The sequence below is a fragment of the Lonsdalea quercina subsp. quercina genome, from assembly GCF_000688695.1.
Taxonomy (GTDB): domain Bacteria; phylum Pseudomonadota; class Gammaproteobacteria; order Enterobacterales; family Enterobacteriaceae; genus Lonsdalea; species Lonsdalea quercina_D.
Map to the genome: position 1 here is coordinate 210,725 of NZ_JIBQ01000004.1, position 23,436 is coordinate 234,160.

20 protein-coding genes are annotated in these 23,436 nt (G+C 57.3%); 10 read left to right on the forward strand and 10 right to left on the reverse strand.

Annotation, left to right across the window (positions count from 1 at the left end):
• The first annotated feature begins 10 nt into the window (after nt 1–10).
• Complete coding sequence (locus tag SB13_RS04225) at nt 11–430, forward strand: secondary thiamine-phosphate synthase enzyme YjbQ (RefSeq protein ID WP_026739157.1); 420 nt, start codon at nt 11–13, stop codon at nt 428–430.
• A 10-nt stretch (nt 431–440) separates the two neighbouring features.
• Here the strand turns inward: SB13_RS04225 and SB13_RS04230 are convergent, their stop codons facing one another.
• Nucleotides 441–1,817 carry a sensor domain-containing diguanylate cyclase gene (locus SB13_RS04230; RefSeq protein WP_235202361.1) on the reverse strand — a complete coding sequence of 459 codons (1,377 nt, stop codon included), beginning with the start codon at nt 1,815–1,817 and terminating at the stop codon, nt 441–443.
• Between the two features lie 1,414 nt (nt 1,818–3,231).
• Here SB13_RS04230 and SB13_RS04235 point away from each other — a divergent pair.
• Nucleotides 3,232–4,923, forward strand: a complete 1,692-nt coding sequence (locus tag SB13_RS04235) for a methyl-accepting chemotaxis protein (protein ID WP_026739159.1) — start codon at nt 3,232–3,234, stop codon at nt 4,921–4,923.
• A 185-nt stretch (nt 4,924–5,108) separates the two neighbouring features.
• On the opposite strand, the gene SB13_RS04240 is transcribed toward SB13_RS04235, so the two are convergent.
• The 3 genes from SB13_RS04240 to SB13_RS04250 form a co-directional block, all read right to left on the reverse strand.
• The gene (locus SB13_RS04240) at nt 5,109–6,302 is read right to left on the reverse strand and encodes an amino acid aminotransferase (RefSeq protein ID WP_026739160.1); all 1,194 of its coding nucleotides are present in this window, start codon (nt 6,300–6,302) and stop codon (nt 5,109–5,111) included.
• A gap of 62 nt (nt 6,303–6,364) precedes the next feature.
• On the reverse strand, nt 6,365–6,979 hold the full coding sequence (locus SB13_RS04245) for a YitT family protein (RefSeq protein ID WP_026739161.1): 615 nt from the start codon (nt 6,977–6,979) through the stop codon (nt 6,365–6,367).
• A gap of 258 nt (nt 6,980–7,237) precedes the next feature.
• Nucleotides 7,238–7,705 carry an Lrp/AsnC family transcriptional regulator gene (locus SB13_RS04250; protein WP_026739162.1) on the reverse strand — a complete coding sequence of 156 codons (468 nt, stop codon included), beginning with the start codon at nt 7,703–7,705 and terminating at the stop codon, nt 7,238–7,240.
• 315 nt (nt 7,706–8,020) lie between these two features.
• On the opposite strand from SB13_RS04250, the gene SB13_RS04255 reads away from it, so the two are divergent.
• Both SB13_RS04255 and SB13_RS04260 read left to right on the forward strand, forming a co-directional pair.
• Nucleotides 8,021–8,785, forward strand: a complete 765-nt coding sequence (locus tag SB13_RS04255) for a transporter substrate-binding domain-containing protein (protein WP_026739163.1) — start codon at nt 8,021–8,023, stop codon at nt 8,783–8,785.
• A gap of 242 nt (nt 8,786–9,027) precedes the next feature.
• Nucleotides 9,028–9,279 (forward strand): YdgH/BhsA/McbA family protein, encoded by a 252-nt coding sequence (locus SB13_RS04260; RefSeq protein ID WP_026739164.1) that lies wholly within the window; start codon nt 9,028–9,030, stop codon nt 9,277–9,279.
• Between the two features lie 127 nt (nt 9,280–9,406).
• Here the strand turns inward: SB13_RS04260 and alr are convergent, their stop codons facing one another.
• Together alr and dnaB are read right to left on the reverse strand one after the other, a co-directional pair.
• Entirely contained in the window at nt 9,407–10,492 is a 1,086-nt protein-coding gene (gene alr, locus SB13_RS04265) for an alanine racemase (RefSeq protein WP_026739165.1), read from the reverse strand.
• Nucleotides 10,493–10,510: 18 nt separating this feature from the next.
• Nucleotides 10,511–11,920, reverse strand: coding sequence for a replicative DNA helicase (dnaB, locus tag SB13_RS04270; RefSeq protein ID WP_026739166.1), 1,410 nt, complete (start codon nt 11,918–11,920; stop codon nt 10,511–10,513).
• Nucleotides 11,921–12,039: 119 nt separating this feature from the next.
• Here dnaB and SB13_RS04275 point away from each other — a divergent pair, with 119 nt between their 5' ends.
• Nucleotides 12,040–13,023 carry a quinone oxidoreductase gene (locus SB13_RS04275; RefSeq protein WP_026739167.1) on the forward strand — a complete coding sequence of 328 codons (984 nt, stop codon included), beginning with the start codon at nt 12,040–12,042 and terminating at the stop codon, nt 13,021–13,023.
• 398 nt (nt 13,024–13,421) lie between these two features.
• Here the strand turns inward: SB13_RS04275 and pspG are convergent, their stop codons facing one another.
• Nucleotides 13,422–13,646 carry an envelope stress response protein PspG gene (gene pspG / locus SB13_RS04280; RefSeq protein ID WP_026739168.1) on the reverse strand — a complete coding sequence of 75 codons (225 nt, stop codon included), beginning with the start codon at nt 13,644–13,646 and terminating at the stop codon, nt 13,422–13,424.
• Nucleotides 13,647–13,823: 177 nt separating this feature from the next.
• Nucleotides 13,824–14,861 carry a tRNA dihydrouridine(20/20a) synthase DusA gene (dusA, locus tag SB13_RS04285; RefSeq protein ID WP_036150826.1) on the reverse strand — a complete coding sequence of 346 codons (1,038 nt, stop codon included), beginning with the start codon at nt 14,859–14,861 and terminating at the stop codon, nt 13,824–13,826.
• 277 nt (nt 14,862–15,138) lie between these two features.
• Between dusA and SB13_RS04290 the strand changes: the two genes are divergently transcribed.
• Nucleotides 15,139–15,921, forward strand: coding sequence for a hypothetical protein (locus tag SB13_RS04290; protein WP_026739170.1), 783 nt, complete (start codon nt 15,139–15,141; stop codon nt 15,919–15,921).
• Between the two features lie 58 nt (nt 15,922–15,979).
• On the opposite strand, the gene SB13_RS04295 is transcribed toward SB13_RS04290, so the two are convergent.
• Nucleotides 15,980–16,921 (reverse strand): LysR family transcriptional regulator, encoded by a 942-nt coding sequence (locus SB13_RS04295; protein ID WP_026739171.1) that lies wholly within the window; start codon nt 16,919–16,921, stop codon nt 15,980–15,982.
• Nucleotides 16,922–17,049: 128 nt separating this feature from the next.
• On the opposite strand from SB13_RS04295, the gene lysA reads away from it, so the two are divergent.
• The 4 genes from lysA (at nt 17,050) to SB13_RS04315 (ending at nt 22,326) form a co-directional block, all read left to right on the forward strand.
• Nucleotides 17,050–18,312: a diaminopimelate decarboxylase gene (lysA, locus tag SB13_RS04300; protein ID WP_026739172.1), complete on the forward strand. Its 1,263-nt coding sequence runs from the start codon at nt 17,050–17,052 to the stop codon at nt 18,310–18,312.
• Nucleotides 18,313–18,575: 263 nt separating this feature from the next.
• On the forward strand, nt 18,576–19,883 hold the full coding sequence (locus tag SB13_RS04305; RefSeq protein ID WP_026739173.1) for a GntP family permease: 1,308 nt from the start codon (nt 18,576–18,578) through the stop codon (nt 19,881–19,883).
• A gap of 20 nt (nt 19,884–19,903) precedes the next feature.
• Nucleotides 19,904–21,067, forward strand: coding sequence for a glycerate kinase family protein (locus SB13_RS04310; RefSeq protein WP_026739174.1), 1,164 nt, complete (start codon nt 19,904–19,906; stop codon nt 21,065–21,067).
• Between the two features lie 92 nt (nt 21,068–21,159).
• Nucleotides 21,160–22,326 carry a CdaR family transcriptional regulator gene (locus tag SB13_RS04315; protein ID WP_026739175.1) on the forward strand — a complete coding sequence of 389 codons (1,167 nt, stop codon included), beginning with the start codon at nt 21,160–21,162 and terminating at the stop codon, nt 22,324–22,326.
• Between the two features lie 13 nt (nt 22,327–22,339).
• Here SB13_RS04315 and SB13_RS04320 read toward each other — a convergent pair whose 3' ends face one another.
• A complete protein-coding gene (locus tag SB13_RS04320) occupies nt 22,340–23,362 on the reverse strand; it encodes a LacI family DNA-binding transcriptional regulator (protein WP_026739176.1) in 1,023 nt (340 codons plus the stop codon).
• Nucleotides 23,363–23,436: the final 74 nt, after the last annotated feature.

Here is a 23,436-nt window from a genome sequence, read left to right on the forward strand (position 1 = left end):
GGGGCTGAATATGTGGATGCAACGAGAAGTCGTTCTGCAGCCGAAAAGCCGCGGCTTTCATCTGATCACGCGCGACGTGCTGGCGTCGATACCAGAAATCAGGCAGTTGCGGGTTGGACTGTTGCAGGTATTCATCAAGCACACCTCCGCGTCATTAACGCTGAATGAAAATGCCGACCCCACGGTACGTCAAGACTTTGAAAGCGCCTTCAATCGGCTGGTGCCGGAAGATGGGCCTGACTACCGTCACTGTGATGAAGGCAGCGACGATATGCCCGCGCATCTCAAGTCCAGCCTGCTGGGCAGCAGCGTGATGCTGCCGATTAGCGACGGCGGTCTGAATATGGGGATATGGCAGGGGATTTATCTGTGTGAGCACCGCAATCACGGTGGCAGTCGAACGCTGCTGTTGACGCTGCAGGGCGAATAGCAAGGCGTCTTCAGAGCGGGGCGATGCTTCCGCCGGCGATATACTCCACCACCACGCGGTTTCGGCCGGTATTTTTCGCCTTGTACAAAGCGTTGTCGGCGGTTTTGACTGCCATATCCAGCGGGCACTGTTTCGGCGTAAACGACGTCACGCCTAATGACACCGTGACGTGGCGGCACATGGGAAAGATCATGCGCTCCACACTTTTACGCAGGCGTTCGGCGATGATAGAGGCGATATGAATATCCGTCCCTGGCAGTAGCATCAAGAACTCCTCTCCGCCGGTGCGGCACATAATATCCATCTTGCGGGCGTTGCTGCGAATTTGCTGGCCGAGCTGGCGGATGACCTCGTCGCCGATATCGTGACCGTAGGTGTCGTTGACCTGCTTGAAGTTATCGATATCAATCACCACGACCGACACCGATTTCTTTTCCAGCATGACCATTTCCAGGCCTTCCTGCAGTCCCCGCCGGTTTAGCAGTCCCGTCAGCGGGTCGGTATGCGCTTCTGAGCTGAGACGGCCAATCCGCTTGTGCAGCATCATGGTGCCAAGCAAAATCGCATCCTTCAGCTGAGCCGCTTCCACATACCAGGAGGGCACCGCTCGGATCTGGCTGATGGCTCCCTGTTCGCTCATTCTGCTCGCCGATCTGGCCAGTTGGCGCAGCGGCCGGGCGATGAAAACGGCGAAGATCGTCAAGACCAGCAGTGTCAGCAAGGCGACCGGCGCGGCTGTTTTTAACACGCTGTACATGACGTTATTCAACGCTTTGTTCGTGACGGCGGAGGATTGCAGGGTGATCACCGTCCAACCGGTTTTATGCACCTTGGCGAAGCCTGCCGGCACCAGATTGCCCTGTTCGTCAGGCATCATGAACGAGCCGTTGTCCTGGCTGGCAGTCGCTTTCTTCAAGTGTTGATCGTTGATACGCTCGCCGAACGGTTCTTTATTGTTGTAGTGATAAATCATATTTCCTTCATTATCAATGATATAAACCATTGAGCGGTCATTATTGAGCGGCGTAAATTCATCCATGATGCGTAACTTGGTCAGATGAATGGAACCGCGAATATCCCCCAGGTGTACGTCCTGTTCATTGACGATGGGCGCTGACAATGCGATCGCATAGTCGTTTTCATTGGTTTTGTAGGGAAGGCTGGCGGCGACGTTGTCGGGCTGCAGGGGGGAATGACCGGTATCGGCGACCAGTTTATTGACCTCCAGCACATTACTTTCCGGAGAGAACGCAACCAGATTGTTATTATTGTCGACGATAATGACTGAATTAAAATTTTGGCTTAATTGATAAATACGATCGGTCTCTTCCTGAATCTGATTGGTATCAGGAAAATATTTCGAGATAAAGCGAGCGCTATAGGTCATCTGTTTTTTAGAAACAGATAATATGTTCTCAACGCTTGCTGCCAAGCGGGAGGAATAATCTATATTGATTTTAGCTAACTGATTAGCGAACAACTCTTTATAGACGTTATAGATAGAGAGGTAACCATTTGTCAGCGTGACCAACATGCTTGCTATTGATATAGATAAAATTAGCCCCCGCAAATTGATCTGCAATATCTTCTTTATTTTCATCCAGTTCCAACCGGTTTTTTTAAACTTTATCGTGGTGGAGGTAGTAACAATGCCACTGTGTTAGCGTGCGAACTATTTTTATAGGATTTAAAACCTGTAGTGTTATTTTTAATTAAAACTTATTACACAAAAATAGCAAAAAAATATCAAAAAAGTTAGTGGTAATAATAATTTTTATTATTTATGTATAGGTGGTGTCATTAATTCTTATAGGAGTAAAAAAAGCATCTGTTCTTTTATTATAAGGAAGGGGGTTATGTGGATTTTATTATCTAAATGGTAACCGGTTTCTCTTTTTTTTTCTCAATCCAGAATCCTGGCGGAGCAACAGGATGATAAGAAATAAGTCGCTTTTTACGCTGGTTTTTGGGTGTTTTTGTGTAATGTCCATTTGTCTAAATAGTAGTCTTTTCAGGGGTTGTAATGACAGTGATGTGTAAAGATCTGATTAATATGTAAAGTTGTGGCATTTGAGGCCGATGAAGAGCACGCACGACCGTGTTGTTGGCAGGGCGCTTCGGAGGTCATTCGGATAATATAAGGTAGCGATAATCGTTGTCATTTATCCCTAATTTCCTTTGATAATTTCTACTCTGTTTTAAATTCAGCACGGTTAATTCGGCTCTCTCTCGTTTTGTCGGTAGCGCGATATCGGGGGAATTATCCCATTGCTGGATGACGGCCATGAAAATCTGGCATGAAGATGCTGTCGGCGTTGTGTTGTCGCGGCGCGCTGTTTTCCATGGCGTCACTGCTGGATAAATGTCTGGTCATCAGCCGATGGGCTTGGAGCCTATCCTATTAGATCGAATTCATTGGCCGTTTGGGCTTGAGGAAGCGTTCGACATCCCAGGTATTTCGACGCTATGCCGAATGAGTATTTGGGCTCGCGCATATTGACCGGATGTCATCGTTATAAATCGCCTGACGTTTTGTCTGCGCTTCTCGTGTCATGAATCGCCGCGCCAATAACGTCTGCTGGGATAGGCTCTTTGTTTTTCCCCCGTTCTATCATCTCGTCTGCACATCCGTCATCCGTGTGAAGCGCTGATTTTGCGCTTTGAAAATAGACATCTCCCCATGTCTTTAATGCTGTCACCGCGCAATGTGATTTATGTTGGTGATTATTTGATTGGAAAATATTCACTCTGGTTTTTACTGTTATGGTTTTTCATTTTTGTATAAAAAAGGGAACAAGATTATGCGTTTATCGGATTGGAAAATAGGTTATCGGCTAGCTGCCGGGTTTGCGGTTTTAGTACTGATGATTTGTATCGTCAGTTTCGTCTCTATTTCCAGACTGTCGGATTTTAACGAAGATGCGCGCGGCATCGTGGCGGATGTTTATCCGCAGACAGTACAGTCGAATAACTTGATTGATAACGTCAACGCCGTCGTCATGGCCTATCAGAAACTGCTACTGGCGCAGGATGCAGAGAAAACTCGCGCCATCATGAATGAGATAGCGGAGCAGGCGAAGAAGATTACCGCGTTGATGCAGGAAATCGACAAAAGCGCCGAACAGCTGAACGATCAAACCTCATTGCGCATTATGGATAATATCCATTCGATCCGCGGCGAATTCTTGATCTCGGGACGAAATATTATCGACCGCGTCAAAGCGGGGGATATTGAGGGTGCGACCACCGAATTCAATACGCATTTGGATGTCATTCAAGGCAAATACCGCGCTGCCGTGGCCTCGCTCATCGACCATCAGGACGATGCTATGGGCGACACGATGCACAAAATGGAAGACACCTATCACTTTACGCGTTGGCTGCTGCTGAGTATTTTGGCCGCTTGCGTGGTGTTAGTCGTGGTGATTGCTCGCGTACTGACGGGCAGCATTACTTCGCCGATCCGTCAGGCGCTGGGTCTGGCCGAAAGCGTGGCCCAAGGCGACCTCACCGCGGAAGTTCCGTCTGCGGGTAAAGATGAAATGGGTCAACTGCTGCGTTCGTTGGAGCACATGAACGTTAGCCTGAGCCAGATCGTCGGCCAGGTGCGCGATGGCGCGGAAAGCATTTCCTCCGCTGCGTCGCAGATTGCGGCCGGTAACCAGGATCTGTCCGCCCGTACGGAAGAACAGGCCAGCTCTCTGGAACAGACGGCTTCTTCTATGGAAGAGCTGACCTCGACCATCACTAACACCGCGGAAAATACGCGCCATGCGACCAGCATTGCCGATCAGGCGTCGGTAGCGGCTAAGCAGAGCAGTGATGTCATGCTGTCCGTAACGCACAAAATGCGCGGGATTCGCGACTCATCCCAGCGTATGGCGGAAATCATCGGCGTGATTGACGGCATCGCCTTCCAGACCAACATTCTGGCGCTGAACGCCGCGGTGGAAGCGGCTCGGGCCGGCGAGCAAGGCAGAGGCTTTGCCGTGGTCGCGGGTGAAGTTCGCTCTCTGGCGCAGCGCAGCGCTACGGCGGCGAAAGAGATCAAAGAGCTGATCGACGACTCTGTCAGCAAAATCCAGGAAGGGATGCAGCTCGTTGATTCCGCCGAAGACAACATGTCCAACCTGACCACGCATGTGCAGGATGTGAACGACATCATCAGCGAAATCTCTCAGGCCAGCGGCGAACAGAGTGACGGCATCAACCAGATCAACATTGCGGTCGGTCAGATTGACTCCACGACGCAGCAGAACGCCGCGCTGGTGGAAGAGTCTGCGTCTGCGGCGCTGTCTCTGCAGTCTCAGGCAACCATGCTGACCGATGCGGTGAGCACCTTCAAGTTGAGCCACAGCTTCGTCGCAACGAGCGGTCGCCAGCAGCCGCAGTCGTCAGAGGCGAGCGCATTGCCTGTGGCGAAAGCCGTTAAGCAGGAAAAACCGCAGCCGGCCACAGCGTCTGCCAGCTCTGAGGACTGGACCTCGTTCTAAAACGTAACGGGNGGCGGCAAGCCTCTATCAAGGCGATTCTCTCCACCCGCGTTTGATATCCGCCAAGGCGGATATCAGCGTGCCAATCAGGCGGTCGCAGAAGTCGGCGACCGCCCTCCCGCCTGAAAAATCCCAAAAAAAAAACCTGCCGTTTGATGCTGGCAGGCAGTATGAGCAAAACGATGCTATTGCACGGCGGCGAACGCCGCGGCAACCCTTTGTACGTTGCTGTGATTAAGTCCGGCTATGCAAACACGACCACTGGCGATGAGGTATACGCCAAACTCTTCGCGAAGCCGATCAACTTGTTCGGGGCTAAAACCAGTGTAGCTGAACATTCCGCGTTGCGTCAGCAGGTAGTCGAAATTGCGATCGGGCAAGGCTTGTTTCAGCGCATCCACCAACGTTTGACGCATCTCAGCGATGCGTTGACGCATCGACGCCNCTTCCGCATGCCACTCAGCGTTGAGCGTGTCGTCATTGAGCACGTGAGAAACCAGCTGTCCGCCAAAGTTCGGCGGGCTGGAGTAATTACGGCGGACCGCCGCCTTCAGCTGACCGAGAACGCGCTCTGCCGCCTGGCTGTCTTCGCAAATGACGGAAAGCCCGCCCACGCGTTCGCTGTACAGCGAGAAGATTTTCGAAAACGAATTGCTGACCAGCGCCGGCAGACCGGAGCCTGCGATAGCGCGGAGGGCGTAGGCATCATCGTCCATGCCTGCGCCAAATCCCTGATAGGCGATATCAAGGAACGGGATCAGATTGCGCGACAGCAGCACTTCAATAACCTGATCCCATTGCGCATGGGTCAGGTCCGCGCCGGTCGGGTTGTGGCAGCAGGGGTGCAACAGGACGATGCTCTTGGCTGGCAACTGCTTCAGCGCGTCGAGCATGCCCTGGAAATTCACACCGCGGCTGGCGTCGTCGAAATAGGGGTAGGTATGCACCTTGAAACCGGCGCCGGAGAAGATGGCGATATGGTTTTCCCAGGTAGGATCGCTGACCCAGACTTCAGCATCGGGAAAATAGCGTTTGAGGAAATCCGCGCCGACTTTCAGCGCGCCTGAGCCGCCCACGGTCTGGATCGTGGCGATACGCCCGGCACTCAGCGCGGGGTGGTGATCGCCAAACAGCAGCCGTTGAATGGCGCTGCGGTAAGACGCCAATCCTTCCATCGGCAGGTAGCTGCTCGCCTGTTTAAACTGATTCGTCAGTTGAGCCTGTGCGGTGCTGACCGCTTTCAACTGGGGGATCACCGCGTGTTCGTCGTAGTATAGCCCGATGCTGAGGTTAACTTTGTCGGCTCGGGGGTCCTGTTTAAATTGCTCCATCAACGACAGGATGGGATCGCCCGCATAGGCGTCAACATGTTGAAACACGGTCACGTACTCCTGAGTTAATCGATATCTTGCGTAGTGATCTTGCGCATGGTCATACGACTTTACACCGCATAGCGTCCTGGACGGTGATTCATGGCAATAATCAGATTCAGGATGGTCGCCCCCACAATAGAGGCCACCAGCATGGGTATGCTTACCACGAACAGCGACGCCAGCACAATAATCACATCCACCACCATTTGAAATTTGCCCGCCCGGATGACGTTTTTATCCTGCAGATAAAGCGCGAGGATATTGATGCCTCCCAGACTGGCTTTGTGGCGGAACAAGACTATAAATCCCAGCCCCATGATCACATTGCCGAAGAGTGTCGCATAAAAAGGATCGAGCCGGTCGATGTGGATGAAGTGCCCGTGAAGGTCGGAAAACACCGATACCAGCGCAACGGCGCAGAAGGTTTTAAGCGTAAAACGCCACCCCATGCGGCGGATAGCCAGATAATAAAACGGCAGATTAATCAGGAAGAACGCGACGCCGAACGAGATGTGAAGAACATAGTGCAGCAAAAAGGCCATCCCCGCCGTCCCGCCGGTCAAGGCGCCGGACTGGCGCAGCAAAACCACGCCGAAAGACACCATGAGCGAACCAATAAAGAGGGCGATCATATCTTCGATCGGCGTGTGCGACAGATCGTCGTGGCTGATGACATTATCCATAAGAACAATACGTTAATTGAGAGAACGATGGGAAATAGAAAGCAAAAAATGCACCAAACCACGCCAACTCACGTCGGTTTGGGTGATCTTCAAACAATGTTGAGGCTAACGTACTGATATCCCGAAGGGTTAAATTTGCACGGAATACGCGTAATTTGGGATTTTTTAGGTCGTGATGTGCAAGATGTTTTCATTTTATGCGTGATTCAACCGAATGGTGTGCACCATCATAAAGCCTTATGCCCCGAATTGGGGCAATCAGGCCGTCGCCGCCATCAGTCCATTTTCCTTGAGACGGTTGAGAACCACCGAAGTTTTCAGGTGAGCCACGCTCTTGTTCTGCGACAGTATATGGCTGATCAGTTCGCTGAGCCCGGGAAGGTCCGCCACCGCGACTTTCAATAAATAGTCGGCGTCTCCAGTCGTTTTGTAGGCGTCGATAATGGCATCCACTTCGCCCAGCATCTGGTGGAAGCTGTCCACGCATTCCGGGGTGTGATTGATGAGGCGCACTTCGATCAATCCCAGCGTTTCCAGCCCGATCGCGTCCGGGGCCAACCGGGCGTGGTATCCCAAAATCAGCTGCGCGTGTTCAAGCGCAATACGCCGACGCGAGCACTGCGATGCGGACAGCCCGACGAGCTCGCTGAGCTCCTGATTCGTCAGTCGGCCGTTGGATTGCAGCAGCGTCAGGATTTTCAGGTCAAAGTCATCAATGTTGTACATGGTGAGGTTTACCGGGCAAAAAACGAGCTTACAGACTAACAGGTTTTTGCCGCACGGAAACCCTGCCCGCGGTCCCGGCGTGACGGTGCTCGTTTTGAGCGCTGCGAAAAGCGGGGGGACGAGTGCGAATTTCACGAGCGGCTTTCGGACGAAAATCTGGAGCATTATGCCAAGGACGGTGAGTTTGGGAGCGCAGGATAGCGGATTGCTCGCTAACAGTTGGTGCGCCTGTCGTGATGTGTCATAAAGAGTGAAAAATTATCACGTCGGCGCAAGCACGACGTCGCTCAACGTCAATGGTAAGGGTTAAATTAAATGAAGAAATGGTTCCCGCTGACTCTGTTGCTGGCTTCTGGCGCCGCAAGCGCCGCATCGCATCTGGATAGCGTGCAGCAGCAGGGCGTGCTGAGAGTCTGTACCACCGGAGATTACAAGCCATACAGCCTGCTGCGGGAAGATGGCGAATACGAAGGCATCGATATCGACATGGCGCACTCGCTGGCCGCCAGCCTGGGCGTGAAGGTCGCCTGGGTGAAAACGACATGGAAAACGCTGATGCCCGACTTTCTGGCGGGGCGTTGCGATATTGCCGTCGGCGGGATTTCCGTGACGCTGGAGCGACAGAAAAAAGCGTTCTTTACGAACAGGATCGATGTGGATGGGAAAATCCCGTTGGTGCGTTGCGAAGACCAAGAGAAGTATCAGACGATCGATCAGATCAACCGCCCGTCCGTGCGTCTGATTGAGCCTGCCGGAGGCACGAATGAAGCATTTGCGCACGCCCATTTGCCCAATGCGCAGCTGATGCTGCATGACAACGTGACGATCTTCCAGCAACTGGCGGACGGCAAAGCGGATGTCATGATCACCGAGGCCTCGGAGGCGTTGTATCAACAGAAACATTATCCGTCGCTGTGCGCGGTCAATCCGGTGCATCCATTGCAGTACGGCGAGAAAGCGTTTTTGCTGCCGCGGAACGACGCGAGCTGGAAGCAGTATGTTGACCAATGGCTGCACTTGACAAAAGCCACCGGAGAGCACCAGGAGATTATGGGAAAATGGCTCTCGGTAACAAAATGATAAACTGCTTATGGTTAGATATCAGGTCGCTTAGACTGAAATAAGAGTGTTGCGCCATATTTAATGCGATCGCACCGATAGCTAAATAGAATAATTTTTTAACTATCGGTGCTTTTTTTGTTCATATTTTTTGAATGTGGCCAGCAAATTAACCCAATTTTAACAGCGCCGTAACTAGACTATCATTATTCACATCGAAGACAGACATCGTCTTCCTAACAATCATGTGAAGGATATCGTTTATGAAAACCCTTAATACTGTTATTGCCGCTGTCGTACTTTCTACCGCTTCATTCGCTACGTTTGCCGCGACCGAAGTCAACCAGGCTCAGGATGCGTCGATTGGTAGCGTCTCCGCCAGCGCAAGAAACCTGGGCGACCTGCAGTCTAACCTGTCTTCCGCAGCAGATGCTTCGGGTGCGAAGTCATTCCGCATCATCTCTACGATGGACAGCAGCAACCATATCCGTGGCGTCGCTGAACTCTATAACTAATTTTTCCGGTGGGGACATCTTCATAAGGTTGGCAGCTCATGAAACCTATCGATGATAAGGCACCTGACAAAAAGGCCCNCAATGGTATTGCGGGCCTTTTTTACGTCTGCGTCAGAGCAGTCGAGATTTAGAATGGTTCGTCCGTGTAAATGATTTGGGTGCGAGAAGTCAGGCGCGTCAACAGCTCATAGGCGCTGATGTCATTCACCGCCGCCACGCTTTCGATGGGCAGATGTTTTCCCCACAGCTCAACTTCATCGCCGACGCGATCTTGCGACTCCGGCCCGAGATCCACCGTGATCATATCCATAGATACCCGACCCGCCAGCGGGACTGTACGTCCGTTGACCCACACCGGCGTACCGCTTTTCGCGCAACGGGGGTAGCCGTCTCCGTAGCCCATGGCGACCACGCCAAGTCGCGTATCGCGTGGGCTGGTCCAGGTACTGCCGTAGCCGACGGGTTCGCCGGAATGATGTTCGCGTACGGCAATCAGATGGGACGTCAACCGCATCGCGGGCTGTAACCCCCAGCGGGCGGCGTTGTCGCCGTCGAGCGGCGAGACGCCATAGAGCACGATGCCGGGACGAATCTGGTCGCGGTGCGACTGCGGCCACAGCAGAATACCGCCGGATGCGGCGATGGACTGCGCTCCCGGCTTGCCTGCGGCAACGGCGTCAAACGTCGCCAGCTGGTGCTCGGTGACATCCACTTCCGGCTCATCCGCACGGCAAAAATGACTCATGATGTTCACCGGTTGCACCACATTGTGGCAACGGGACAGGCGTTGCCAGAAGGCGTCGGCCTGATCCGGCCGCACGCCGAGGCGATGCATGCCCGTGTCCAGCTTCATCCAGACCGTGAGCGGTTGGGACAGCGTTGCCTGTTCCAGCGCTTCCAGTTGCTCGATGCTATGGACCGCGGTTTCCAGTCCATTGGCCGCCAGCAGCGGCAGTTCCTCCGCAGAGAAAAAACCTTCGAGCAGCAGGATAGGGTGGGTGATGCCCCCAGCGCGCAGGGCCAGGGCTTCGCTGAGGCGGGCGACGCCGAAGGCATCGGCGTCGCTCAAGGTACGGGCGGCTTCCAACGCGCCGTGCCCGTAGGCGTTGGCTTTGACTATTGCGACCAGACGGCTATTGGGCGCACGCTGGCGGATGACTTGCAGATTGTGTCGCAGAGCGCGGCGATTAATGACGGCGGTTGCCGTTTGCATGCTCGTTCCCTTATCACATTATTCATCATCGTACTGTGGCCCGGCGTAGTTATCGAACCGCGACCACTGCCCGTTAAAGGTCAGGCGTACCGAGCCAATGGGGCCGTTACGCTGTTTCCCAATAATAATTTCAGCGATGCCTTTCAGGTCGCTGTTCTCGTGATAAACCTCGTCACGATAGATAAACATGATCAAGTCGGCATCCTGTTCGATGGAGCCGGACTCACGCAGGTCGGAGTTGACCGGACGTTTATCGGCACGCTGCTCCAGACTACGGTTAAGCTGGGACAGCGCGATAACGGGCACTTGCAATTCTTTCGCCAATGCTTTGAGCGAGCGGGAAATCTCTGCGATTTCCAGCGTACGGTTTTCCGACAGCGATGGCACCCGCATCAGCTGCAGGTAGTCGATCATGATCAGGCTGAGGCCGTCATGTTCGCGGAACACGCGGCGCGCGCGGGAGCGGACTTCCGTCGGCGTCAGGCCGGAGGAGTCATCGATGTACATGTTGCGCTTTTCAAGCAGCAGCCCCATGGTGCTGGAGATGCGAGCCCAGTCCTCGTCGTCCAACTGGCCGGTACGGATTCGCGTCTGGTCGACGCGTGACAGCGACGCCAGCATACGCATCATGATCTGCTCGCCGGGCATTTCCAGACTGAAAATCAGCACCGGTTTTTCCTGCGTCATGGCGGCGTTTTCGCACAGGTTCATGGCGAAGGTGGTTTTCCCCATGGACGGTCGGGCGGCCACGATAATCAGGTCGGATTTCTGCAACCCGGCCGTCTTCTTATCCAGATCCTGATAACCGCTGGAAACCCCGGTGACCCCGTCGTGCGGACGCTGATAAAGCTGCTCGATACGGGAGACGGTGTCTTCCAGAATACGGTCGATGCTTTTCGGGCCTTCATCCTTGCTGGCGCGGTTCTCCGCGATCTGGAAGACGCGGGACTCCGCCAGATCCAGCAGGTCTTCACTGCTGCGGCCCTGCGGATCGTAACCGGCATCGGCGATCTCGTTGGCGACGGCGATCATCTCACGCACGACGGCGCGTTCACGCACGATATCGGCATACGCGCCGATGTTCGCGGCGCTGGGGGTGTTCTTGGCCAGCTCGGCCAGATAGGCGAAGCCGCCGGCGGATTCCAGCTCGCCTTTCTGCTCCAGCGACTCTGACAGGGTAATCAGGTCGATGGGTTTGCTCATCTCCAGCAAACGCTGCATTTCGCTGAAAATCAGCCGATGAGCGCGATTGAAGAAGTCATTGGTGACGACGCGTTCTGCTACGTTGTCCCAGCGCTCGTTGTCGAGCATCAGTCCACCCAACACAGACTGTTCCGCTTCCAATGAATGTGGGGGGAGCTTTAGCCCTTCGACCTGACGGTCGCGAGGTTCTGCGGATTTATTGGTGGATCTTTTCTTCTCAGCCATGAAGCGCGTTCTTACGGGTTGATTTACCAGAATGGAAGGGGGCATTGTATCTCTGAAAAGCGGGAATGGCACCCGCTGTCACCGTAAACCCTTAAATTGAGAAAGAACCTGGAGAGCATATGGCCAAGCGCATTCAATTCAGCCGCCCCGGCGGACCGGAAGTGCTGGAGCTGGTGGATTATCTTCCCGCCGAACCGGCCCAGGATGAGGTACAGATCGAAAACCGCGCCATCGGCGTCAACTTCATCGATACCTATTTCCGCTCCGGGCTGTATCCCACGCCGTCCTTACCCTCCGGTCTGGGGAGCGAAGCGGCGGGCGTGGTGGTCAAAGTCGGCGCCGACGTCACGGCGCTGCGGGCAGGCGACCGCGTGGTTTACGCGCAGGGCGGTTTAGGCGCTTACAGCCAGATGCACAATGTTGCGGCGGATAAGGTGGCGAAGCTGCCGGACGCCATCAGTTTCGAGCAGGCGGCGGCCAGTTTCCTGAAAGGGCTGACGGTTTACTATCTGCTGCGCAAAACCTACGACGTGCAGCCGGGCGAAACCATAGTGTTTCATGCCGCGGCGGGCGGCGTTGGACTGATTGCCTGTCAGTGGGCGAAAGCGCTGGGCGCCCGGCTAATCGGGACGGTGGGTTCCGCGCACAAAGCCGAGCTGGCGCAACAGGCCGGGGCCTGGGCGACGATTAACTATCAGCAGGAAGACATCGCGCAGCGGGTGCTGGCGCTGNCCGAGGGCAAGAAGGTCGGCGTGGTGTACGACTCTGTCGGCAAAGCCACCTGGGAAGCGTCGTTGGACTGCCTGCAACGTCGGGGACTGATGGTGAGTTTCGGCAATGCGTCCGGACCGGTGACGGGCATAGATCTCGGCATCCTCAACAAAAAAGGCTCGCTGTACGTCACGCGGCCGTCGCTGTTCGGCTACATCACCCATCGCGAAGAGCTGGAGGAAGCCAGCAACGCGCTGTTCTCCCTGCTTGCCAGCGGTGCGATTTCAGTAGACGTACCGGAGGCACAAAAACTTGCGTTGGCCGATGCCCGTCAGGCGCATCTGGCGCTGGAAGGTCGTCACACTCAAGGTTCCTGCCTGCTGATCCCGTGATACTCAGCGGGATGTAAGCCAGCGTCGTCAGCCACGCCCGCTTTGCGGGCGTTTTTGTGTGTGCTGCGGGNGGGTTCCCCCGGCTTGCGCCGGGGGAGGCGGCGAGGCTTTAACCTGCGCTTTGGCGTGGATGGACGCGCTCTACCGCCGGTAACGGGCGAAAGGAGCGCTGCGGATTTTCATCGCGCTGTCTTGTAGGGTACAGCGGTCCGTCGGGGGAAGCGCCTCTAAGGCATTGTTGTTTTCTGTCCGACGTTGATGAAAACAGAGGCCCGAGCGCGGCGTGCAGGCGGTGCTCAGACTGACGAGTCAGAAGAGTATCAGCCTGATGACGAAAAAACGCATCGTCGACGCACAATTTTGACGATGGGTTTCACTCACCTCCTCACGCAGGGCGGCTACCGGTAATAGCGCTGACGCTGTTTCTGCTGATAGCAGCGCCACATCCATACTGCGGCGACGGCCAGCAGCAGCCACGGCAGCATTTTGAACGCCATGACCAACAAACCGCCGAACAGCATAAAGGCCGTGGCCGCCAGCAACGCGGCGAGCACGCCCAGCAGCGATATTCCCGTCATTAACAGCATGACGAAGAAACCGACGACGAAGAAAATTTCAAACATGGCGTACTCCTGTCAGGGTGAGGCCGGGCGTCACCCGGCGAGTGTGGCGTTCAACGCCTGACAGGAGCTATTACAAGAAGCATGCCAACGCGATATTAAGCTAACCAGTTGACTTTATTAGCAGGGAGAGAGAGAACAGCCCTCACGCACCGGCGAAAACCGCTAACTGTTAGCGAATCACGCCGCATCACGTGGCACCAGCGAGAGCGCCTTCTCGACGACGGACACATCCGCACCGGGACGATGAGCATTTTCGCTCAGGTAGCGACGCCAGCGTCTGGCGCCTGGCACGCCCTGGAACAGCCCCAGAATATGACGCGTGATATGGCCGAGATAAGCGCCCTGCGACAGCTCGCGTTCGATGTAGGGGTAGAGCGACTCCACCACGCTGAACGGGTCGGGCGCACGGTCCGCGCCGAACAGTTCGCGGTCAACCTGCGCCAGCAGGCCGGGGTTCTGATACGCCTCGCGACCCACCATCACGCCATCCAGATGTGTCAGATGTTCGCGGGCTTCCGCCAGCGTTCTAATTCCGCCGTTGAGGGCGAGGGTCAGCGCGGGAAAGTCCTGCTTGAGCTGATAGACGCGCGGGTAATCCAGCGGCGGGATTTCGCGGTTTTCCTTCGGGCTGAGGCCCGACAGCCACGCTTTACGGGCATGGACGATGAAGTTGTCGCAGCCGCCGCGCGTCGCCACCGTATCGATAAAATCGCACAGGAACGGATAGCTGTCCTGCTCATCGATGCCAATGCGGGTTTTCACCGTGACGGGAATGCTCACCACGTCGCGCATCGCCTTGACGCAGTCGGCCACCAGCGCCGCATCCGCCATCAGGCACGCGCCGAAGCGGCCGTTCTGCACGCGGTCGGACGGACAGCCGACGTTCAGGTTGATCTCGTCATAGCCGCGGGCCTCGGCCAGCTTCGCGCACTGCGCCAGCGCGGCGGGATCGCTGCCGCCGAGTTGCAAGGCCACCGGATGCTCTTCCTCGCTATACGCCAGATAGTCCCCTTTGCCGTGAATGATGGCGCCGGTCGTCACCATTTCCGTATACAACAATGCCTGACGGCTCAGCAGCCGGTGAAAGTAGCGGCAGTGGCGATCCGTCCAGTCCAGCATCGGCGCGACGGAAAAACGGCACAGCGGATAGGCGGTCTGCGCGTTGGAGGCGGTACGGGGATCTAACGTGTTTTCAGCTTTATTGTCTGGGTGCATGTCTAAACTTTTTGGCGTATGGAGGCGGACTCAGCGCGTCGGTAAACGGCGTCCGACCGGGGTCGAACGTATGTTGCATTAATATAACATAAGGTCGCATAAACTCGCGGATGCCGTGCATCGAGAACGTGTAGGATGGCGGGAAGCCTCGGTGCAATATCACATAAACGCGACGCGGCAGGGCGCGAAACGCTCTGTGCGTTGCTACACTTGCTGCGCCGGAGTCACGCAGGCAATGAACGTTTTCTGAACGGTTTTTCATGCACTTGGGGGAGTTATGCAGTGTGATTTAATCCTGGACGACGGGTTCTACCGCCCGCTCTCGACCTACGTCGACGGCCTGTCTTTTCATCTGTTGCAACATAATTTCACTTACGGCGTCTTTTCACGTCGACAGGACGAGGCGTCTGTCGTCGCCGGTTACGAAGTCTATCCCTATAAAGATCTGTCTCAGGAACGCGCGGCGCTGCACCGTCAGCTGACGGCCATCCTCGGGGACGAGGCGATTTCCACGCTCGTTTTGTGGGTCAATCTGGGCGTTGCCCGACAGGAAATTCTGCTGTATGAAATGCTGGTCTGGCTTGCCGATACGCGCTGGGGCGATAAGGTCGCCGTGCGCTGCGTGGATCTCGCCGAGTTGCCTCCGCCCGCCTATCAGGAAGGCACCGCCGCCTACTACCTGCGGATTTACCATGATTTTTCGCTGCCGCAAAATAATAATCCCCTCACGCCCGAGTTGACCGCAGGAGCGCGAAATACGCTGTCGGAGCTCTATCATGCGGGTCATCTGATCGTCAGGCACAAAGATGTGCTGGCGGCGCTGCCGACGAATTTTTTCGACGAGGTCATCGTCTCGGTGGTGAGTGCGCACTATCAGCCGGTCAAAGTCCTGACCGCCAAGGTGATGTTGTCACTGTGGGCGAAAGGCTACGCCGAGGTGGAGGATGTGATCATCATGTCGCGCATTTTGTTCCTGGCCAGCCACGATCAACAGCTACAGGTGCGGAAAAATATCTTCGACCAGAACCTCATTTCTACCGTCTATATCAAGCTGAAGTGACGGCCGCGTCCGGTGGGCTTAACTAATGCCAAAGCCGGATGCATCGCGCACGACGCTTTCACCTACCGTCGTCATCGTCGATGAGTTGCTGCAAGCGCGCCGGAAATGCCTGCGCGAACCGTTGCAGATGTTCGCTTACGGTATCGACCAGCGCGGAGGCGGGGCGGTGCAGCGGGCGGATCAGGCTGACGGTGAAAGGCACGTCGATGCTGAAACGGCGGACGACCACGCCGTGACGAGAGGCGGCATAGTCCGCGGCGGTCAACGGATTAACGATGGACAGCCCCACGCCGGCGCGCACCATCGCGCAGACCGAGGCGGCGCTGTGCGTTTCCATCACCATACTGCGCTCCACGCCCGCTTCCTGAAACAGATGGTCGAGCCATTGGCGGTAGCTGTCCGCGCTGGACAGGCTGATGAACGGCTGGTGGCGAAAATCTTCCGGCGTCAGCACCGGCTTGCTCGCGAGCGGGTGGCGGGACGGCAGCACGCAGACTTCGCTGAGCTGCATTAGCGTCTGACGCTCGGTGCCTGCGGGCGTCGTACTGTTTTCGGTCAGCCCCAGATCGTGACGCTGCGCGGAGAGCCACTCTTCGAGCAGCGGCGACTCCTGGGGAATGATGTGCAGATTGAGCGTGGGGTATTCCGCCAGCAGCGGCTGACACACCTCCGGCAGCAGCGACTGTGAAAACACCGGCAGGCAGGCGATGGACAGCTGCGCCTGTTGAAAGCGCCGGATATCGTCGGCCGCGCTGACGATCCGGTCCAGCCCGTAGTAAGAGCGCTGAACCTCCTCAAACAGCCGTAGCCCCTGCGCGGTCGGATGCAGGCGGCCGCGCACCCGTTCGAACAACGCCATCTGCATGAGACGTTCGAAGCGCGCCAGTTCCCGGCTCACCGTCGGCTGCGACGTATTGAGCAGGCTGGCGGCTTCCGTCAGGTTGCCGGTGGTCATCACGGCATGAAAAATTTCGATATGTCGCAGGGAAATAGCCGCCACGGGAGACACCTTGCTGTGGGATAAAACCATATCATAAATGAATAGACTCTGCGTAAAAGGATATTTGTCTACCGAAAGGGAGATTACGCACAATGAGGACATGTTTTCATTTATCAGGTTTTGACCGAATGCCGCACGATCTTAATACCCCGTCCCACGCGTTGAACGCAGACAGCCTGCGGGCGCTGCCGTCCCGTTTCGGCTGCCCGGTCTGGGCCTACGACGCCGACACGATCATCAGCCGCATTGCCCAGCTGCGCGACTTCGACACCATTCGGTTCGCCCAGAAGGCGTGCTCCAACATCCACATTCTGGCGTTGATGCGGCAGCACGGCGTCAAGGTCGACTCCGTTTCGCTGGGCGAGATCGAGCGCGCGCTGGCCGCCGGATTCCAGCCGGGAACGCCGGATCATGAGATCGTCTTCACCGCCGACCTGCTGGATCACGCTACGCTGGAACGGGTGGCTGCGCTGAATATCCCCGTCAACGCCGGGTCCGTGGATATGCTCGATCAGCTGGGCGCCGTGTCGCCGGGGCATCCGGTGTGGCTGCGCGTCAATCCGGGCTTCGGTCACGGACACAGCCAGAAAACCAACACGGGCGGCGAAAACAGCAAACACGGCATCTGGTTCGGCGATCTTCCGCTGGCGCTGGCGGCCATTGAGCGTTATCAGCTCAAATTAGTCGGTTTGCACATGCACATCGGCTCCGGCGTGGACTACGGCCATCTGGAACAGGTTTGTGACGCGATGGTGCGGCAGGTGATCGACTTTGGTCAGGATCTGGAAGCCATTTCCGCAGGCGGCGGGTTGTCCATCCCTTACCGTTACGGTGAAGAGTCGATCGACACGCAGCACTATTACGGGCTGTGGAACGGCGCGCGTGAGCGCATCGCCGCGCATCTTGGTCATCCGGTCACGCTGGAGATCGAGCCCGGCCGTTTTCTGATGGCGGAAGCGGGCGTGCTGGNGGCGGAAGTCCGGGCCGTGAAGGCGATGGGCAGCCGTCACTTCGTGCTGGTCGACGCCGGTTTTAACGACCTGATGCGTCCGGCGATGTACGGCAGCTACCATCATATTTCCTTGCTGCCGGGGGATGGCCGCGATCTCGACGGCGCTTCCCTGCGCGATACGGTCGTGGCGGGGCCGCTGTGTGAGTCCGGCGATGTCTTTACCCAACAGGCGGGCGGCGGCGTCGAAACCATCGCCCTGCCGGACGCCAAAGTCGGAGACTATCTGGTCTTCCACGATACCGGCGCTTACGGCGCCTCCATGTCCTCCAACTACAACAGCCGTCCGCTGCTGCCGGAAGTCTTGTTCGAAGGGAGAGAGCCGCGTCTGATTCGCCGTCGGCAGACGGTGGAAGAGCTGTTGGCGTTGGAACAGCTGTAATTCTCCTTTCGCCTCTCCCTGCGTCGGGGAGAGGCGCATCTCATCCTCCCCGTCGTCTGTGACAGGTCTCTCCCCGCATTGTCTTTCCACACGGTTTTCATCGTGATTTCACCGGCTGATTTTGTGTTTGCGCACATAGGTGAACGCCGCCGTCAGCTCTAAAATAAGTGCTATCAAATCGTGGCTTTATCTTATCGACGTCCGTCGTCGCAACACCGTTTCTCTACCCTACGTAACAGATATAACAATAACGAGGTCATATTATGAACGGCATGGAACCCCTTGGTTGGTATGGGGCATTGATAGGTCTATTCATTGCCATCTTCTTGATTCTTCGCAAAATCAATCCGGTCTATTCGCTATTTTTCGGTGCGATAGCGGGCGCGGTGATCGGCGGCGCGAGTCTCGACCAGACGCTGGCTCTGCTGACCGCCGGTACGCAAAGCGTGATGGGCACGGTGATCCGCGTTCTGGCCGCCGGTGTACTGGCCGGCGTGATGATGGAGTCCGGCGCGGCGGAGACGATCGCCCAGGCGGTGGTGAAAACCATGGGCGAGGGCAAAGCGATCATGGCGCTGGCGTTGGCCACCATGATCATCACCGCCGTCGGCGTTTTTATCCCGGTCGCGGTGCTGATCGTCGCGCCGATCGCGCTGTCGGTCGGCAACAAAATGGGGATCTCCAAGCTGGCGCTGCTGTTGGCGCTGTCCGGCGGCGGCAAGGCGGGCAACATCATCTCGCCTAATCCGAATGCCATCGCGGCCGCCAACGGTTTTCACATCACCCTGAGCGATGTGATGATCGCCGGTTTTATTCCCGCCGTGGGCGGTTTGTTGATGACGATCCTGATCGCGGGTTTGCTGAAAAACAGAGGCGCGAAGGTGAGCGACGAGGAAGCCGCCGCGCTCTCCGCGCATCAGCCCGCCGGCGACAAACGCTATCCGCCGCTGCATCGGGCGATCGTCGCGCCGCTGGTGGCGGTGATCCTGCTGATGATCAATCCTATCGGCTCGATCTTGCATATCCCGCTGCTCTCCGAGTGTAAGCTGGATGCGCTGTACGTTCTGCCGATAGCCGGGATCGTCGGCCTGCTGGCGATGGGGCAGCATCGAAAACTGATCGCCTACACCGCATCCGGGCTGGAGAAAATGACGGCGACGGTGCTGATCCTGATCGGCGCTGGCGCGATAGCGGGCCTGATTGCGGCGTCGAACCTGTCGACGCAGGTGGTGGCGCTTATCAACCTGATGGGGATCTCCGGCACGTTTCTGGCGCCGATTTCCGGGATCCTGATGGCGGCGGCCACGGCGTCGACCTCCACTGGCGTCATTCTGGCGACGGGGACGTTCGGCAGCGCCATCGCCAACGTCGGCGGCAGCCCGATAGCCTCCGCGGTCATGGTGCACACCGGGGCGACCGTGATTGACTCTTTGCCGCAGGGCAACTACTTCCACGTGACCGCCGGCAGCATGAACATGGCGTTGCGTCAGCGGATGTCGCTGATTCCTTATGAAGCGATGGTCGGCTGCACCATGACCCTCATCGCCACCGTGCTGTACGGTCTCCTTTAACCCGTGACGAGAAGATTCCTATGAAACATGAAACCTTTGTATTGGCGCCGGATTCGTTCAAAGAGAGCATGACTGCCAAAGAGGTCTGCGTGGCGATGGAGAAAGGGCTGCGCAAGGTCTTTCCCGAGGCTGACTACCTTCATGTCCCGATGGCGGACGGCGGCGAAGGCACCGTGCAGTCGCTGGTCGACGCCACCCACGGCGAGCTGTTTCAGCTTCAGGTGACCGGACCGCTGGGCACGCCGGTGGACGCCGTCTACGGCATTATGGGCGACGGCCAGGTGGGGGTGATCGAAATGGCCTCGGCCAGCGGCATCCACCATGTCAACGAACAGACCCGTAATCCGCTGGTGACGACGACTTACGGCACCGGCGAGCTGATCCGCGCCTGTCTGGATCAGAGGATAGCGAAAATCATCCTCGGCATCGGCGGCAGCGCGACGAACGACGGCGGCGCGGGGATGGCCGAAGCGCTCGGCGCGCGTTTCTTCGACGGCGACGACAAGCCGCTGTCGCGCGGCGGCGGGGCGCTCGGACAGCTCCAACGCATCGACGTCAGCGGGATGGACCCGCGCCTGGCGCAGGTGGAGATCATCGTCGCCTGCGACGTCACCAATCCTCTGTGCGGCGAACACGGCGCTTCTCACGTCTTCGGACCGCAGAAAGGCGCGACGCCGGAGATGGTAGCGCAGCTCGACGCCAACCTGTCTCACTATGCCGACGTGGTGTTGCAGCAACTGGGCAAAACCGTGGGGACGGCGCCGGGCGCTGGCGCGGCGGGCGGACTGGGGGCGGGGCTGATGGCCTTCACACGCTGTGTGATGCAGAAAGGCATCGATATCGTCATCGAGTACAGCGGCCTGCGGGATAAGTTGCGTGGAGCGGACTACTGCTTGACGGGTGAAGGCCGCATCGACAGTCAGACCCGCTTCGGTAAAACGCCATACGGCGTGGCGAAGACCGCGCAGGCGCTACAGGTGCCGGTGATCGCCGTGTCCGGCTGTGTCGGCGACGGCATCGAGTCGCTGTATCAGGAAGGGATCGACGTCATTTTCGGGATGATCCCGCGCGCCGATCCGCTGGCGTCGTTACTGCAAGAAGGGCCTGAGAATATGGAACGGGCCTGTGAAAATATCGGTCGCTTAATCCGTATCTCCCATGCGCGCGGCGCGTCGAGAGGTTAACCCCGGCGTTGCGTCGGCGGGATCATGCTAGGCTGAGTGGGCAGGCGAGCGCGGTGTTGCCGCGCTCCTGCGTCACCGTCTGGAGAAAAGACATGTCGGATTACCATTTTGACGCCACGTTGGCCGGTGCCATTGTCGCGCGCACGATGCAGATCATCGAATGCAACGTGAACGTGATGGATGCGACGGGGAGAATCATCGGCAGCGGCGACAAGGAGCGTATCGGCGAAATTCATGAGGGCGCATTGCTGGCGCTCACGCAAGAACGCATCGTCACGATCGACGACGCGTCCATGCACATCCTGCAGGGCGTGAAGCCCGGCATCAATCTTCCCCTGCGGCTCGACGGCGTGATTGTCGGCGTGGTCGGCCTGACCGGTCAGCCGGACGGACTGCGCCAGTACGGCGAACTGGTCTGTATGACGGCGGAAATGATGCTGGAGCAAGCGAGGCTTATGCAACTGCTGGCGCGCAACAGCCGTCAGCGCGAAGAGCTGGTGTTGAACCTGATCCGCAGCGACAGCTATTCCGATACGGTCAGCGAATGGGCGAGACGGTTGGGGATAGACTTGCAGAAGCCGCGCGTTGCGCTGGTGGTGGAGCTGGACAGCGGCCAGCTCGGCGTCAGTACGGCGATGACCGAGCTGCAACAGTTTCAGAATCTGCTGACGGAGCCGGGCATGGCGCCGGATCGGGAAGAGGGGCTGATGGCGATTGTCTCTTTGACCGAGATGGTGGTGCTGCAACCGTTGTCAGAACACGGGCGCTGGGATCCGGAGGCGCATCTGCGGCGGATCCAACTGCTGTATCAGCGTCTGCATGACGAAAGTCCTCTGCGGGTGCGGCTGGCGCTGGGCAACTTCTTCCCCGGCGAAGGCGGCCTGCAACGCTCCTATCAGACGGCGAAAACCACGATGAAAGTGGGCAAGCAGCGTCAGCCTGAGGCGCATTGCTACAGCTATCAGGATATGGCGCTGCCGGTGCTGCTGGACAGCCTGTGCGGCGGCTGGCAGGCCAAGGAACTGATGCGGCCGCTGGCACGGCTGCGGGCGATGGACGGCAACGGGATCTTTCGCAAAACGCTCTACAGCTGGTTCTGCTACAACCTGCAAAACACGGTCACGGCGAACGCGCTGTACATCCATAAAAATACGCTGGAATACCGCCTGCGCCGCATCTCGGACATCACCGGACTGAATCTCTCCCGCGTCGACGATCGCCTGCTGCTCTATATCGCACTCCAGTTGGAAGACGGCTGATCCGCCGCATCGTTTAGGGATGTGAAGCGGAGGCGTAAGGTCCGGGCCGCACCGAATCACGAATTTTCAGCACGCCGGTGAACGGCGTCAGCGGGGCGGCCTCCTCTCCCGAAATCAGACGCAGCGCCTGCTCAATGGCGGCGCCCATCATCTCTTCGATCGGCAGATACACTGTCGACAACGACGGACTCAGATAGGCGGCGTTAGGCTCGTCGTCGAAGCCGAACAGGGAGAGATCCTCCGGCAGCGTTTTACCCGCTTCGTTGAACGCCTTCATCGCGCCGATGCACATGTCATCGTTGCTGGAGAAGAGCGCGCTGAATACGACCCCGCGGGCCAGCAGCGCATGCGCGGCGACATAGCCGCTCTCCACGCTGCTGTCGCCGTGGACGATCCGCTGGGGATCGATTGTCAGATGGNGGTGGCGCAACGCCGCTTTATAGCCGGACAAACGAGCCTGCGACGTCGGCGTCGTCATCGGACCGGTAATGCAGGCGATCTCGCGGTGGCCTTGGGTAATCAGATAGTCGACAACCTGAAAAGCCGCGCTCTGCTGTTCGAAGACGACGCTGCGATCGCGCCGCTGCGGCAGGTCGCGGTTGATCACGACGATCGGGACGCTGGACTCGGCCAGCAGCGTCATCAGTTCCTGCTCGGACATGTGGCGGGTGTAGAGAATGATGGCGTCGCAGCGGCGGTCGGCCAGCAGCTCAACCGACTGGCGTTCGTCTTCCGGCGTGTCGTGTCCGTCGGTGACAATCAGGTGTTTGCCGCTGCGCTCGGTCAGTTCGGCGGCCTGGCGCAGCAGTCGGCCAAAGTAGGGACCGTCGAAGTGAGACACGACGAGGCCGATGCTGTTGGNGCTGCGGTTGGCCAGCGAGCGCGCCAGAAAGTTGGGCCGGTAGCCCAACTCGGTCATGGCCTTGAAAACGCTTTCCCGGGTACTGGCTTTGACCTGGCCGGTGCCGTTCAGGACGCGTGATACCGTCGCTTTCGAAACGCCGGCGCGGCGGGCCACATCAAGCATGGTTTTCATGGCGGTATACCCGTATTCAGTTGATCGGTCTGAGTTTGCATACTATCACAAGGCCGAAAAAGCGCGCAGAGGGC